We start from the raw sequence: 13542 nt of genomic DNA, 5'->3' as shown, positions 1-13542 counted from the left end.
GGGCCGGCACCCCGGCCCGGAACGGCCCGCTACTCGCCCGACAGCACCGCCCGCGCCGCCTCCCTGGCCTCCTCCGCCGTGTCCGCCGCCCGCGCCGCCGACGCCGCACGCTCGCACTGCGCCAGCGTGTGCTTCGCCAGCGTCGCCCGGACGTACGGGATCGCCGCCGCGCCCATCGACAGCGACGTCACCCCCAGCCCCGTCAGCACGCACGCCAGCAGCGGGTCCGACGCCGCCTCGCCGCACACCCCGCAGCTCTTGCCCTCCGCCTTGGCACCCTCCGCCGCGAAGGACACCAGGTCCAGCAGCGCCGGCTGCCACGGGTCCTGGAACCGCGACACCGCCCCGGCCTCCCGGTCCGCGGCAAAGGCGTACTGCGCCAGGTCGTTCGTCCCCAGCGACAGGAACTCGACCTCCTGGAGGATCGCCCGCGCCCGCAGCGCCGCCGCCGGGATCTCCACCATCGCCCCGGCCTTCGCCCCCAGCCCCGCGTCGCGGCACGCCGCCGCGAAGTCCGCGGCGTCCTGCCGGTCCGCCACCATCGGCGCCATCACTTCGAGGTACACCGGCAGCCCGGCCGCCGCCTTGGACAGCGCGGTGAGCTGCGTGCGCAGCACGTCGGGGTGGGCCAGGAGGGACCGCAGTCCGCGGACGCCGAGCGCCGGGTTCGGCTCGTCGGCCGGGGTGAGGAACTCCAGCGGCTTGTCGGCGCCCGCGTCCAGGACGCGTACGACGACGCGCCCCTCGGGGAACGCCTCCAGCACCTTGCGGTACGCGGTGATCTGCGCCGCCTCCGACGGCGCCGTCCTGCTGTCGTCCAGGAACAGGAACTCCGTGCGGAACAGCCCCACGCCCTCCGCGCCCGCCGCGACGGCCGCCGGCACGTCCGCGGGGCCGCCGACGTTCGCCAGCAGCGGCACCTTGTGCCCGTCGGAGGTCGCCCCGGGGCCGGTGGCCGCCGCCAGCGCGGCCCTGCGCTCGGCCGCCATCTGCTCCATCTCCGCGCGCTTCTCCGGCCCGGGCTGGACGAACACCTCGCCGGTCGAGCCGTCGACGGCCACGACCGTGCCCTCCGCCAGCTCGACGGCGCCCGGCAGCGCCACCACCGCGGGCACGCCGAGCGCGCGGGCGAGGATCGCGCTGTGGCTTGTCGGCCCGCCCTCCTCGGTGACGAAGCCGAGGACGAGCGACGGGTCGAGGAGCGCGGTGTCGGCGGGGGCGAGGTCGCGGGCGATCAGCACGTACGGCTCGTCGCTGTCGGGCACCCCCGGCATCGGCACGCCCAGCAGCCGGGCGACGATCCGGTTGCGCACGTCATCGAGGTCCGCGACCCGCCCGGCCATGTACTCCCCGGCCCCGGCGAGCAGTTCGCGGTACGCCGCGAAGGCGTCGTACGCCGCGCGCTCCGCGGAGGAGCCGACGGCGATCCGCCGCTCCACGTCCGCCGCCAGCTCCGGGTCCTGCGCGATCATGGCCTGCGCTTCCAGCACGGCCTGTGCCTCGCCGCCGGCCAGGTTGCCGCGTGCCACCAGGTCGGCGGCCACCGCCTCCACGGCCTTGCGCACCCGCTCCTGCTCGCGCGGCGCCTCCGCCGCGGGAATCTGCTTCGCCGGCGGTTCGAGCACCGCCGTGCCCATGTGCCGTGCCTCGCCGATCGCCACCCCGTGGCTCACGCCGACGCCTTGCAGGGTCGTCTCCATGTCACCAGTCTTCCGCAAGTGCGCGGCGGCGTCCCGCCGCGGCTGTCGTACGCGCACGGGCCGCAGCACCGGGGCCCGCCGATCGGTCGCCGCCGGCCCGTCACTCCCAGGTGAACAGCGCCTCGCCGGCCTTGATCTCCCCGTCCTCCGCCACCGCGGACAGCGCGCCCGCGGCCGCCTCCAGCGCCACCACCGGCGAGATCGGCGACTTGCCTGCCTCCTCGACGGCGACGGTGTCCCAGCGGATGACGGGCTGCCCGCGCTCGACCCGGTCGCCCTTGGCGACGATCAGTTCGAAGCCCTCGCCGTTGAGCTGCACGGTGTCGATGCCGAGGTGGGTGAGCACCCCGCGACCTTCGTCGTTCACGACGACGAAGGCGTGGGGGTGCAGGGAGACCACCAGGCCGCCGATCGGCGCGACCGCCTCGGAGGACCCGCGCTCGGGGTCCACGGCGGTGCCGGGACCGACCATCGCCCCGGAGAAGACCGGGTCGGGCACGGCGGCGAGCCCGATGGCGCGGCCGCTGAGCGGGGACGAGACTTGGGTCATGCCGGGGCCTCCAGAAGACAGCGGGGGGTCGGCGCCGCCCGCGTCCGCGGGGGCCGTGCCGCTCCTGAAGCGTAACCAATCGGAACGTGTCATTCCGTATCGAGGGGAGCCGGTCGCGGCCGGCCCCCTCCCGGCCTCCGGGCAGCCCCCTGCCCAGCCCGCGGAACCACCCCCGGCGCCGCCCCGTGCCCAGTCCTCCGCCCCGTCCCCCGAACCGGCCTGGGCGCGGGCCCGTTCCCGCCGACGGGTAAGGTCAGAGCGCATCGTCGGCGCGTCTGGCGGCACCGGCGGGAACGGACGGGGAGGCAGGCGGGTGGAGGTCCAGGAGACGGCTGAATCGAAGGACCGGATCTTCACCGTCCCCAATCTCCTGAGCATGTCCCGGCTCGTCCTGGTGCCGGTCTTCCTGTGGCTCATCCTCTGGCCTGAGTTCGGCGGCCCGAACGCCGACGGCTGGGCGCTGGCGATCCTGGCGTTCAGCGGCATCAGCGACTACCTCGACGGCAAGCTGGCCCGTCGCTGGAACCAGGTCTCGAACCTGGGCCGCATCCTCGACCCGGCCGCCGACCGGCTCTACATCCTGGCCACCCTCGTCGGCCTGACCTGGCGCGGGATCCTCCCGCTGTGGCTCACCGTCCTGCTGCTCTCCCGCGACGCGATCGTCGGGGCGGGCGTCTGGCTGCTCGGCCGGCACGGCTACCCGCCGCCCCAGGTGAACTTCCTGGGCAAGTCCGCCACCTTCTGCCTGATGTACGCCTTTCCGTTGCTCCTCCTCAGTGACGCAAGTGGATGGGTCTCGTCACTCTCTGCTATTTTCGGATGGGCGTTCGCCGGCTGGGGTACAGCGCTGTACTGGTGGGCCGGCGGCCTCTACCTCATCCAGGTGCGCCGTCTCATCCGAGGGGACGCCCGCGCGGACACCACCCCCGACTAGGCGGCAGCCGGCATCGCCGTCTCACGCCCAAGGAGGACGCTTCCGATATGAAGGCCGTCGTGATGGCTGGGGGCGAAGGCACCCGCCTGCGCCCCATGACCGCGAGCATGCCCAAGCCCCTGCTGCCGGTGGTGAACCGGCCGATCATGGAGCACGTCCTGCGGCTGCTCAAACGCCACGGGCTGACGGAGACGGTGGTGACCGTCCAGTTCCTCGCCTCCCTGGTGCGGAACTACTTCGGGGACGGCGAGGAGCTCGGCATGGAGCTCACGTACGCCAACGAGGACCGTCCGCTGGGCACCGCGGGCAGCGTGAAGAACGCCGAGGAAGCCCTGAAGGACGACTCGTTCCTCGTCATCTCCGGCGACGCGCTCACCGACTTCGACCTCACCGACCTGATCGCGTTCCACCGCGAGAAGGGCGCGCTGGTCACCGTCTGCCTCACCCGGGTCCCCAACCCGCTGGAGTTCGGCATCACCATCGTCGACGAGGAGGGCAAGGTCGAGCGGTTCCTGGAGAAGCCCACCTGGGGCCAGGTCTTCTCCGACACCGTCAACACCGGCATCTACGTGATGGAGCCCGAGGTCTTCGACTACGTCGAGGCCGACACCTCCGTCGACTGGTCGGGCGACGTCTTCCCGCAGTTGATGAAGGACGGCAAGCCCATCTACGGCTACGTGGCGGAGGGCTACTGGGAGGACGTCGGCACCCACGAGAGCTACGTCAAGGCCCAGGCCGACGTGCTGGAGGGCAAGGTCGACCTCGATCTGGACGGCTTCGAGATCTCGCCCGGCGTCTGGGTCGCCGAGGGCGCCGAGGTGCACCCCGAGGCCGTCCTGCGCGGCCCGCTCTACATCGGCGACTACGCCAAGGTCGAGCAGGGCGCCGAGGTCCGCGAGCACTCGGTCCTCGGCTCCAACGTGGTCGTCAAGCAGGGCGCGTTCCTGCACCGCGCCGTCATCCACGACAACGTCTACGTCGGCGGCCACACCAACCTCCGCGGCTGCGTCATCGGCAAGAACACCGACGTCATGCGCGCCGCGCGGATCGAGGACGGCGCCGTCATCGGCGACGAGTGCCTGATCGGCGAAGAATCGATCATCCAGGGCAATGTGCGGGTCTACCCCTTCAAGACCATCGAAGCGGGCGCCTTCGTCAACACCTCGGTGATCTGGGAGTCGCGCGGCCAGGCCCACCTCTTCGGCGCCCGCGGCGTCTCCGGCATCCTCAACGTCGAGATCACCCCCGAACTCGCCGTCCGGCTGGCCGGGGCGTACGCGACCACGCTGAAGAAGGGCTCCAGCGTCACCACCGCCCGCGACCACTCGCGCGGCGCCCGGGCGCTCAAGCGCGCGGTGATCTCCGCGCTCCAGGCCAGCGCCATAGACGTACGCGACCTGGAGAACGTGCCGCTGCCCGTGGCCCGGCAGCAGACCGCGCGCGGCAGCGCCGGCGGCATCATGATCCGCACCACCCCGGGCGTACAGGATTCCGTCGACATCATGTTCCTCGACGAGCGCGGCGCCGACCTCTCGCAGGCCGCGCAGCGCAAGCTCGACCGCGTCTACGCCCGCCAGGAGTACCGCCGCGCGTTCCCCGGCGAGATCGGCGACCTGAGCTTCCCCGCCAGCGTCTTCGACTCCTACACCGGCTCACTGCTGCGCGCCGTGGACACCGGCGGCATCGCCGAGGCCGGCCTCAAAGTCGTCGTGGACGCCTCGCACGGCAGCGCAGGACTGGTGCTCCCGAGCCTCCTCGGCCGGCTCGGCGTGGACGCGCTCACCATCAACCCCGGCCTGGACGAGTCCCGTCCGACGGAGACGCCGCAGTCGCGCCGCGCCGGCCTCGTCCGGCTCGGCGAGATCGTGTCCTCCGCGCGGGCCGCCTTCGGCGTGCGCTTCGACCCGGTCGGCGAGCGCATCTCGCTGGTCGACGAGAAGGGCCGGATCGTCGAGGACGACCGGGCGCTGCTCGTCCTGCTCGACCTGGTCGCGGCCGAGCGGCGCAGCGGCCGGGTGGCGATGCCGGTGACGACGACGCGTATCGCCGAACAGGTGGCCGCGTATCACGGCACACAGGTGGAGTGGACGACCACCTCGCCCGACGACCTGGCCCGGGTGGCGCGGATGGACGACGCCGTCTTCGGGGGCGACGGCCGGGGCGGCTTCATCGTCCCGGAGTTCTCCTCCGTCTTCGACGGCGCCGCCGCCTTCGCCCGGCTCACCGGCCTGGTCGCACGCACTCAGCTCACCCTCAGCCAGATCGACGCCCGTATCCCCCAGGCGTACGTGCTCTGCCGCGACCTCGCCACCCCGTGGGCCGTCAAGGGCATGATCATGCGCCGGGTGGTGGAAGCCGCGGGCAACCGCGACGTCGACACCACCGACGGCGTCCGGGTCGTGGAGGCCGACGGCCGCTGGGTGCTGGTGCTGCCGGACCGCGCCGAGGCGGTCACGCACCTCTGGGCCGAGGGACCCGACCAGGCGTCCGCCGAAGCCCTGCTCGACGAGTGGGCGGCGGTCGTCGACGGGAGCGGCGACTGACGCGCGCACAGCGGAGCGAGAGTTCACCCAACCCAGGGGTCGCGGCACCATAAGGGCTCCCGGCGTGCAACGATGTCCGGCATGCCGCAGCAGCCCCCCGAACGGAGCAGCGCACCGGCACGCCCCCGTCCGGACGCCTCCATGTCGCTGCTGACCCGGCTGATGGATCACAGCCTGGACGACGGGTACGCCGAGGCCGCCGCGCGCCACGGCGCCCGCCCGCGCGGCGAGCGGCTTCCGCAGCGCCTGCGCGGGCGGGCCTGGCTCGCCGCCGGCCTGGTGCTGACCGCGCTCGTCCTCACCGTCGGCGCCGCCGAGGCGCGGATCGAGGCACCCGACCTCGCCCGCGAGCGCGAGGAGCTGATCGAGCGGGTCGAGGACAGGACCGCCGCGGCTGACGACCTCGACCGCACGGTCGAGCAACTGCACGGCGAGGTGGCCGACCGGCAGCGCGAGGCGCTGGAGGAGAACGGCAGCGACCGGGCGGCGCTGCTCGCGCTGCTGGCCGGCGCCGCCGAGGCCCGGGGCCCCGGCGTACGCCTCGTGGTCGACGACGCCGCCGACGCGGGCACCGGCGCGACCGGCGGCCCGCGCAGCTCCACGAGCTTCGCCGACGACGGCCGGGTACGCGACCGCGACCTGCAGCGCATCGTCAACGGGCTCTGGCTCGCCGGCGCCGAGGCCGTCTCCGTCAACGGCCGCCGGCTCACCGCCCTGTCCGCGATCCGCGCCGCCGGCGACGCCATCCTCGTCGACAACCGCCCGCTGGCGCCGCCGTACACGGTGCTCGCCATCGGCGACGGCGAACACCTCCTGGAGCGGTTCAGGGAGAACGCCGACGGCCACTACCTGGACGTGCTCCAGGACAACTACGGCATCAGGGCCGGGATCTCCGCACGCGACGACCTCCGGCTGCCGGCCGCCACCGGCCTGTCCCTACGCCACGCAGAACCGAAGGAGAACAACCCCTCGTGATCGCCGTACTGGGCCTCGTCGCGGGCATCGTCATGGGCCTCGTGGTCCAGCCCGTGGTGCCGGCGGGCCTGGAGCCGTACCTGCCCATCGCCGTCGTCGCCGCGCTCGACGCGGTCTTCGGAGCGCTGCGGGCCATGCTCGACGGGATCTTCGACGACAAGGTCTTCGTGGTGTCGTTCCTGTCGAACGTCGTCGTGGCCGCGCTGATCGTCTTCCTCGGCGACAAGCTGGGCGTCGGCGCGCAGCTCTCGACCGGCGTCGTGGTCGTCCTCGGGATCCGGATCTTCTCCAACGCCGCCGCCATCCGGCGGCACGTCTTCCAGGCGTGATGCCCGTGTCCGACGAGACTCCGCCGAACTCCCCGCGCCCGGGCGACCCGCCCGCCGCGTACCCGCAGGGCACGCCCGGCGTACCGCCGACACCGCCCACCGCGCCGGCGCAGCCCGCGCCGCCGCGCCCGCCCGCGCCCCGGCACCAGCCGCCGCGGCACGCCTCGCGCGAGCACGCGCCGCCGCGCCACTCGCGCGACCAGCCGCCGCAGCCGCCGCGCCACGCCTCCCGCGAGCAGCCGCCGCGCAAGCCGCCGCAGCAGCGGCCGGAGCCGCCGCAGCAGCGGCCCGAGGGGCCGCAGCCGCCCGCGCAGCGGCCGCCCGGCCAGCAGCCGCCCCGGAAATCCCCGGCGCAGCAGCCCCAGGGACAGCAGCCTCCCGCGGGTCGACAGCAGCCTCCGGGCCCGCAGCGGCCCTCCGGCCAGCCGCGCCCCCCGGCGCCGCAGCAGCGTCCGCCCATGCAGCGGCGGCCGCCCGCGCCGCAGCTCCCCGGGCCCCCTCAGCAGCCCGAGCGCACGGCCCCCGCCGAGCGCTCCGCGCCGCCCGAGCCGCCCGCCGCGCCCGAGCCGGAGCTCGGCGCGGGACGGCGCCGCCTGGTCGACGCCGTGTGGCCGCTCCGGCTGACCCGCTCGCAACTGATCGTCGCCCTGCTGCTGTTCGTCCTCGGCCTGGGCCTGGCCATCCAGGTCCGCTCCACCGGCGAGTCCAGCGCGCTGCGCGGCGCCCGCCAGGAGGACCTCGTACGGATCCTCGACGAGCTCGACGACCGCACCAAGCGGCTGGAGGACGAGCGGGAGCGGCTGGAGGACCAGAAGGCGGAGCTGGAGAACAGCTCCGACCAGGCGGAGGAGGCGCGCCGCCAGACGGAGGCCAAGGAGCGCCAGCTCGGCGTGCTGGCCGGCACGGTCGCCGCCGAGGGCCCCGGCATCGAGATCACCGTCCGTGGCCCCGAGGGGGCCGTCGAGGCGGACATGCTGCTGGACACGATCCAGGAGCTGCGCGCCGCCGGTGCGGAGGCGATCCAGATCAACGGCGTACGCGTCGTCGCGGGTACGCACTTCGCCGACGCGGGGGAGAGCGACGTGGCGATCGACGGCCGCCGCGTCTCCCAGCCGTACGTCTTCCGCGTGATCGGCCGGGCCGAGGATCTGGAGCCCGCGCTGAACATCCCCGGTGGGGTGGTTCAGACCATGGAGGAGGAGCAGGCTACGGTGTCCATCGAGCCCCGGGACACGGTCCTCGTGGACGCCTTGCGGCGGGAGAAGCGGCCTGACTACGCTCGGTCGTCGTCGTGACCCCGAGGTTACGGGGGGGTCGACGTATCGACTGCGGTCGCGTAAGGGAAACTGTCCGGGGGTTGTGGACGTTCAGTGAATGTCCGGTGCCGCTGATGCGCGTGTCGAGTGACCTGCTCGAGCACGGGCCTGTCCGACGGTCAAGGGGAAAACGCCCGTGAAGTTGTTCGCTAAGTTGTTCGGGAGGGGCTCGGCGGATCGGCCGGGCCGGCACCGCGCCGCGTCCCAGGGCGGCGAGGCCGGCGAGCGCGCCTTGTACCGGGATCAGGCGCCTCCGCCGCCCGGCGACATTTCGGGTGGTCAGGGCGAGTCTTATGTTGACCCTGCCGCATCGGGCCGCATAGGTTTCGGGGAACCATCAACCTCAAGTGCGGGTGGAGGGTTCGCCCCCGGCTCGCATCCGCCCGACGCCGCTGCGGGCGCTCCGCAGCAGGAGGCACAGTCCATGGACCTGCCGGTATGCAACAGGTGCGGGGCCCGGAACGCCCAGGCGAGCCGGTTCTGCTCCAACTGCGGCGCCCCGCTGCGGGCCGGCGTGGCCGAGCGTCCCTCGGAGACCACCACCACGATCTCCATCTCGGGCATCGAGGCATACGAGGCCGAGGTCGCCAGCGGCGGGCAGACGCTGCCGCCGCTGTCGCCCGAGGCGCAGGCGGCCGTCGACGCGCTGCCGCCCGGCTCCGCGCTGCTCGTCGTCCGCCGCGGCCCCAACTCCGGGGCCCGCTTCCTGCTGGACAGCGAGCTGACCACCGTCGGGCGCCACCCGCAGAGCGACATCTTCCTGGACGACGTCACGGTCTCCCGGCGGCACGTGGAGTTCCGCCGGAGCCCTGACGGCCGGTTCTCGGTCGCCGACGTCGGCAGCCTCAACGGCACGTACGTCAACCGCGAGCGGATCGACGAGTTCGAGCTGACCAGCGGGGACGAGGTGCAGATCGGAAAGTTCCGGCTGGTGTTCTTCGCCAGCCGGCGCGCCGCCTGACGGCGGGGAGCACACGACCACGGGACGGAAGCGATGGGCGACACCCCGAGGGGCGGCACCGCCGCTCCGGAAGCGGACCGGCCGGACCGACGCCGGGCGCGCGACCGGCAGTTGAGCATCGGGGGCGTCCTCGCCGTGCTCCGCGAGGAGTTTCCCGAGGTCACCATCTCCAAGATCCGCTTCCTGGAGTCGGAGGGCCTGGTGGAGCCGAAGCGCTCGCCGGGCGGCTACCGCAAGTTCGGCGCCGCGGACGTCGAGCGGCTGGCCCGGATCCTGCGCATGCAGCGGGATCACTACCTGCCGCTCAAGGTCATCCGCGAGCAGTTGGACGCCGACTCGGTGGCCGGCTCCGGCGCCGGGGCCTCCGCCGCCGCGGAGGCCCCGCACGATCCCCGTATCGACCGGGAGACGCTGCTGCGCACCGCCGCCGTCGGCGAGGCCGAGCTGGCGTCCTGGGAAGAATTCGGTCTGGTCGCCGCGGACGCCGACGGGCTCTACGACGCGGACGCGGCCGCCGTCGCCCGTCTCGTGGCCGAACTGGGCAGCTACGGGCTGCAGGCGCGCCACCTGCGCGGCCTCAAGGCCGCCGCGGACCGCGAGGCCGGCCTCGTCGAACAGGTCATCGGCCCGCTGCGGCGGCACCGCAGCCCGCAGACGCGGGCCCACGCGGAATCCACCGCCGAACGGCTGATCGAGCTGTCCGCGCGGCTGCACACGACCCTCGTACGGTCCTCACTGCGGGTCGCCGGCAACTGACCGGTCCCGTGCTCGACTACCCAAAACCGCCGGGGTCGGCCTAGGGTTGCTGTGTGAACGAGCTCGACGTTGTGGGTGTCCGGGTGGAAATGCCCTCGAACCAACCGATCGTTCTCCTGCGTGAAGTGGGCGGCGACCGGTACCTCCCCATCTGGATCGGTCCTGGGGAGGCGACGGCGATCGCCTTCGCGCAGCAGGGCATGACCCCCGCGCGCCCGCTGACGCATGACCTGTTCAAGAACGTGCTGGAAGCGGTCGGCCAGGAGCTGTCCGAGGTCCGGATCACCGATCTGCGGGAGGGCGTGTTCTACGCCGAGCTGGTGTTCTCCGGCGGCGCCGAGGTGAGCGCCCGCCCCTCCGACGCCATCGCGCTCGCGCTGCGCACCGGCACGCCGATCTACGGCAGCGAGGGCGTGCTCAACGACGCGGGGATCTCGATCCCGGACGAGCAGGAGGACGAGGTGGAGAAGTTCCGCGAGTTCCTCGACCAGATCACGCCCGAGGACTTCGGAACGAATCCCCAGTGAGAGCCGCCCAGCGGTAGCCCACCCGGGCCTACCGTCCGGGCGCCGTCGGCAAACCACCCGTAGGGTGATGAGCACCCGGCGTGCCCCGTGTGGCGTTCGTTGACGCGCCCGGGGCGACTGCCTACCGTCGGGAGGCAGGTCAGGGAGCGGGAGGTCGGCGTGGTGGTCACGGGCGGCGGGAGATCGGCCGGTGGGGGCGGAGCTGTTCCGCTGTACGGGCACGGCGTGGAGCCCGCGAGGCGGCCACGGGCCGCGTCCGCGGACCCGGACGAGGTCGGCTACCGGGGACCGGCGGCGTGCGCCGCGGCCGGCATCACGTACCGCCAGCTCGATTACTGGGCCCGTACGGGCCTGGTCGAGCCGAGCGTCCGCCCCGCGAGCGGCTCGGGCGCCCAGCGGCTCTACGGCTCCCACGACGTCGTCGTCCTCAAGATCGTCAAGCGGCTGCTGGACGCCGGGGTCTCGCTGCAGAGCATCAGGACGGCCGTCGGCCACCTGCGCGCCACGGATCCGGCCGAGCTGCGGCGGATGACCCTCATCAGCGACGGCGCCACGGTCTACGAGTGCACGTCACCCGACGAGGTCGTCGAGCTGCTCCAGGGCGGCCAGGGGATCTTCGGCATCGCCGTCGGCGTCGTCTGGAGCGACGTGCAGGCGGCCCTCGCGCAGTTGCACGCGGAGCGCGTCGACACCGGCGAGACGCTGGTCGGGCACAACGCCGCCGACGAGCTGGCGCGCCGCCGCAGCCGCGCCGGCTGACGCCCTCGTACGGCCCCTCGCCGGCAGCGCCCGTGCTCCGGCCCGTACCGCCCCGTCACGGCCGCCTGACGGCCGTTGCGGGGCCGATGTCGTACCCATGGGGGACCATCACCGTGTGAGAAGCGCGCCGTCAGTCCTGCACCTGGACATGGACGCGTTCTACGCCGCCGTCGAGCAGGCCGCCAAGCCGAGCCTCAAGGGCAAGGCAGTGATCGTCGGCGGCCTCGGGCCGCGCGGCGTGGTGGCCACCGCGTCGTACGAGGCCCGGGTCTTCGGGGTGCACTCGGCGATGGCGATGGGCATGGCCCGCCGGCTCTGCCCGAACGCCGCGTTCCTCATCCCCCGCTTCCGGCTCTACCAGCAGGTCAGCGGTCAGGTCATGGCGCTGCTCGGGGAGCTGTCGCCGCTGGTGGAGCCGCTGAGCCTGGACGAGGCGTTCGTCGACCTGGAAGCCGGCGGCACGCCCGCGCAGGAGGCGGCGCTACGGGGCGTGGCGCGCCGGCTCCGCGCCGACATCCGTGCCGCCACGAGCCTCACCGGGTCCGTCGGGCTCGCCGCGTCCAAGATGCTCGCCAAGGTCGCCTCGGAGCTGGCCAAGCCGGACGGGCTCGTCGTGGTCCCGCCGGGCGGCGAGCGGGCGCTGCTGGGGCCGATGAACGTGCGCACGCTGCCGGGCGTGGGCCCGGCGACGGCGGACACCTTGCGCAGGGCCGGGATCACCACGGTCGGTGAGGTCACGGACGCCGGCGAGGACGAGATGGTGCGGCTGCTGGGCAAGGCGCACGGCACCGGGATCCACGTGATGGCGCTGGGCCTGGACGAGCGGCCGGTGGTCGCGGACCGGGACACCAAGTCCGTCTCCGTCGAGGACACCTTCGACGTCGACCTCACCGACCGGGTCCGCATCCGCACCGAGGTCGAGCGGCTGGCGCGGCGGTGCGTGACGCGGCTGCGCGGGGCGGGGCGCTCCGGCCGCACGGTGGTCCTCAAGGTCCGGCGGTACGACTTCTCCACCCTCACCCGCTCCGAGACCCTGCGCGGGCCCACCGACGACCCCGCCGTGGTCACCGAGGCGGCGCTGCGGCTGCTGGACGGCGTGGAGACGACCGCGGGCGTGCGGCTGCTGGGTGTCGGCGTGAGCGGGCTCGCGGACTTCACACAGGAAGACCTGTTCGCGCAGGCCGGCCAGGCGCCGGAGGCGCGGCACGGGCCGGTGGACGCCGACGGCCCGGTGGCGCTGCCGCCTTCAGGCCCGCCCCCGCCGCCCGCCCCCGCGGAGCCGGAGCCGGCCGCGCCGCGGTGGCTGCCGGGGCTGGACGTGCGGCACGCGGACCACGGCCCCGGCTGGGTGCAGGGCAGCGGCGTCGGGCGGGTCACGGTGCGGTTCGAGGTGCCGGGCTCGAAGCCCGGGCGGGTGCGTACGTTCGCCGCGGACGACCCGGCGCTGGAGCCGGCGGACCCGCTGCCGCTGGTGCCGCGCGGCTGAGGCCCGACGCCCGGCGGCGGCCGGCGGCAGCCGGTCAGTCGTCGGAGCCGGCGACCTCGCCGAAGTCCCGGTCCCGCGGCGGCCGCTGCTGCGGATGGGTCTTGGCGACGTCCGGCGGCAGCGTCATGCCGTAGTGGTGGTAGAGCTGGAGCTCCTGCGCGGGGGAGAGGTGCCGGCCCACGCCGAAGTCCGGCGCGTCCTTGATCAGCTCCCGTTCGAACGGCACCCGCAGCCCCTCGTCCGCCAGCTCGCTCGGCCCCAGCGGCACGAACGCGTCCCGGTGGAACAGGCCCGTGCGCAGCGCCGCCCACTGCGGGGCGCCGGTGGCGTCGTCGAGGTACACCTCGTCGACGGTCCCGAGCTTGTCGCCGTTGCTGTCGTACGCGCGCACGCCGATCAGGCTCCGGGGGTCGATGTCGGTCTGCACGGTGCCTCCCACTTCTCGTCACAGCTCCGCTGCCTCCACGTAACGGCACAACAGGCCCCGCGGCCACTCGGCAGGCGCCGCCCGGGGCGCAGGGGAGCGGGTGCCCGCGCCGGGATGCGCGGGGGCGCGCGCTGGTACGCTGATCGTGGCTGCAGACCCCGTGCGGGAGAGTCCTCCGCCCGCCAGCCGGAGGCGCCGAAGGAGCAACTCCTCCCCGGAATCTCTCAGGCCCCCGTACCGCACGGACGAGGTCACTCTGGAAAGCAGGGCGGGCCGCAG

Annotated in this window: 13 protein-coding genes and 1 riboswitch; of the genes, 10 read left to right on the top strand and 3 right to left on the bottom strand. The window is 73.9% G+C overall.

Features of this window, described 5'->3' with window-relative positions; translation table 11 throughout:
• Positions 1-29: 29 nt before the first annotated feature.
• Both ptsP and ACFYVJ_RS03660 read right to left on the bottom strand, forming a co-directional pair.
• A complete protein-coding gene (ptsP, locus tag ACFYVJ_RS03665) occupies positions 30-1700 on the bottom strand; it encodes a phosphoenolpyruvate--protein phosphotransferase (protein WP_388886278.1) in 1671 nt (556 codons plus the stop codon).
• A gap of 100 nt (positions 1701-1800) precedes the next feature.
• Positions 1801-2250: a PTS glucose transporter subunit IIA gene (locus ACFYVJ_RS03660; protein ID WP_388886276.1), complete on the bottom strand. Its 450-nt coding sequence runs from the start codon at positions 2248-2250 to the stop codon at positions 1801-1803.
• Positions 2251-2563: 313 nt separating this feature from the next.
• Here ACFYVJ_RS03660 and ACFYVJ_RS03655 point away from each other — a divergent pair, with 313 nt between their 5' ends.
• The 10 genes from ACFYVJ_RS03655 (at position 2564) to ACFYVJ_RS03610 (ending at position 12836) form a co-directional block, all read left to right on the top strand.
• Positions 2564-3184, top strand: coding sequence for a CDP-alcohol phosphatidyltransferase family protein (locus tag ACFYVJ_RS03655; protein WP_388886274.1), 621 nt, complete (start codon positions 2564-2566; stop codon positions 3182-3184).
• A 47-nt stretch (positions 3185-3231) separates the two neighbouring features.
• Complete coding sequence (locus tag ACFYVJ_RS03650; RefSeq protein WP_388886272.1) at positions 3232-5727, top strand: sugar phosphate nucleotidyltransferase; 2496 nt, start codon at positions 3232-3234, stop codon at positions 5725-5727.
• An 81-nt stretch (positions 5728-5808) separates the two neighbouring features.
• A complete protein-coding gene (locus ACFYVJ_RS03645) occupies positions 5809-6702 on the top strand; it encodes a DUF881 domain-containing protein (RefSeq protein ID WP_388886270.1) in 894 nt (297 codons plus the stop codon).
• Positions 6699-7031 carry a small basic family protein gene (locus ACFYVJ_RS03640; protein ID WP_027744874.1) on the top strand — a complete coding sequence of 111 codons (333 nt, stop codon included), beginning with the start codon at positions 6699-6701 and terminating at the stop codon, positions 7029-7031. Before ACFYVJ_RS03645 ends, ACFYVJ_RS03640 begins: the two co-directional genes overlap by 4 nt.
• A 458-nt stretch (positions 7032-7489) precedes the next feature.
• The gene (locus tag ACFYVJ_RS03635; RefSeq protein WP_388886796.1) at positions 7490-8326 is read left to right on the top strand and encodes a DUF881 domain-containing protein; all 837 of its coding nucleotides are present in this window, start codon (positions 7490-7492) and stop codon (positions 8324-8326) included.
• A gap of 157 nt (positions 8327-8483) precedes the next feature.
• On the top strand, positions 8484-9308 hold the full coding sequence (locus ACFYVJ_RS03630) for an FHA domain-containing protein (RefSeq protein ID WP_388886268.1): 825 nt from the start codon (positions 8484-8486) through the stop codon (positions 9306-9308).
• A 33-nt stretch (positions 9309-9341) separates the two neighbouring features.
• The gene (locus tag ACFYVJ_RS03625) at positions 9342-10064 is read left to right on the top strand and encodes a MerR family transcriptional regulator (protein ID WP_388886266.1); all 723 of its coding nucleotides are present in this window, start codon (positions 9342-9344) and stop codon (positions 10062-10064) included.
• Between the two features lie 53 nt (positions 10065-10117).
• Positions 10118-10591: a bifunctional nuclease family protein gene (locus ACFYVJ_RS03620; RefSeq protein ID WP_027769953.1), complete on the top strand. Its 474-nt coding sequence runs from the start codon at positions 10118-10120 to the stop codon at positions 10589-10591.
• A 210-nt stretch (positions 10592-10801) separates the two neighbouring features.
• Positions 10802-11350, top strand: a complete 549-nt coding sequence (locus ACFYVJ_RS03615) for a MerR family transcriptional regulator (RefSeq protein WP_388886795.1) — start codon at positions 10802-10804, stop codon at positions 11348-11350.
• A gap of 115 nt (positions 11351-11465) precedes the next feature.
• Positions 11466-12836: a DNA polymerase IV gene (locus ACFYVJ_RS03610; RefSeq protein WP_388886264.1), complete on the top strand. Its 1371-nt coding sequence runs from the start codon at positions 11466-11468 to the stop codon at positions 12834-12836.
• Between the two features lie 34 nt (positions 12837-12870).
• On the opposite strand, the gene ACFYVJ_RS03605 is transcribed toward ACFYVJ_RS03610, so the two are convergent.
• The gene (locus ACFYVJ_RS03605) at positions 12871-13263 is read right to left on the bottom strand and encodes a PRC-barrel domain-containing protein (RefSeq protein ID WP_388886262.1); all 393 of its coding nucleotides are present in this window, start codon (positions 13261-13263) and stop codon (positions 12871-12873) included.
• 153 nt (positions 13264-13416) lie between these two features.
• Positions 13417-13513: riboswitch (glycine riboswitch) on the top strand.
• Positions 13514-13542: the final 29 nt, after the last annotated feature.

Source organism: Streptomyces sp. NPDC004134 (assembly GCF_042874195.1).
Lineage (GTDB): Bacteria > Actinomycetota > Actinomycetes > Streptomycetales > Streptomycetaceae > Streptomyces.
Note: the sequence above shows the minus strand (reverse complement) of the source record. Positions and strands in the feature narration are given on the sequence as shown.

What these genes read in the sequence shown, in the direction of transcription:
- ACFYVJ_RS03660 (WP_388886276.1), bottom strand. Translation starts at nt 2,250, where the DNA reads ATGACCCAAGTCTCGTCCCCGCTCAGCGGCCGCGCCATCGGGCTCGCC.
- ACFYVJ_RS03645 (WP_388886270.1), top strand. Translation starts at nt 5,809, where the DNA reads ATGCCGCAGCAGCCCCCCGAACGGAGCAGCGCACCGGCACGCCCCCGT.
- ACFYVJ_RS03635 (WP_388886796.1), top strand. Translation starts at nt 7,490, where the DNA reads ATGCAGCGGCGGCCGCCCGCGCCGCAGCTCCCCGGGCCCCCTCAGCAG.
- ptsP (WP_388886278.1), bottom strand. Translation starts at nt 1,700, where the DNA reads ATGGAGACGACCCTGCAAGGCGTCGGCGTGAGCCACGGGGTGGCGATC.
- ACFYVJ_RS03650 (WP_388886272.1), top strand. Translation starts at nt 3,232, where the DNA reads ATGAAGGCCGTCGTGATGGCTGGGGGCGAAGGCACCCGCCTGCGCCCC.
- ACFYVJ_RS03625 (WP_388886266.1), top strand. Translation starts at nt 9,342, where the DNA reads ATGGGCGACACCCCGAGGGGCGGCACCGCCGCTCCGGAAGCGGACCGG.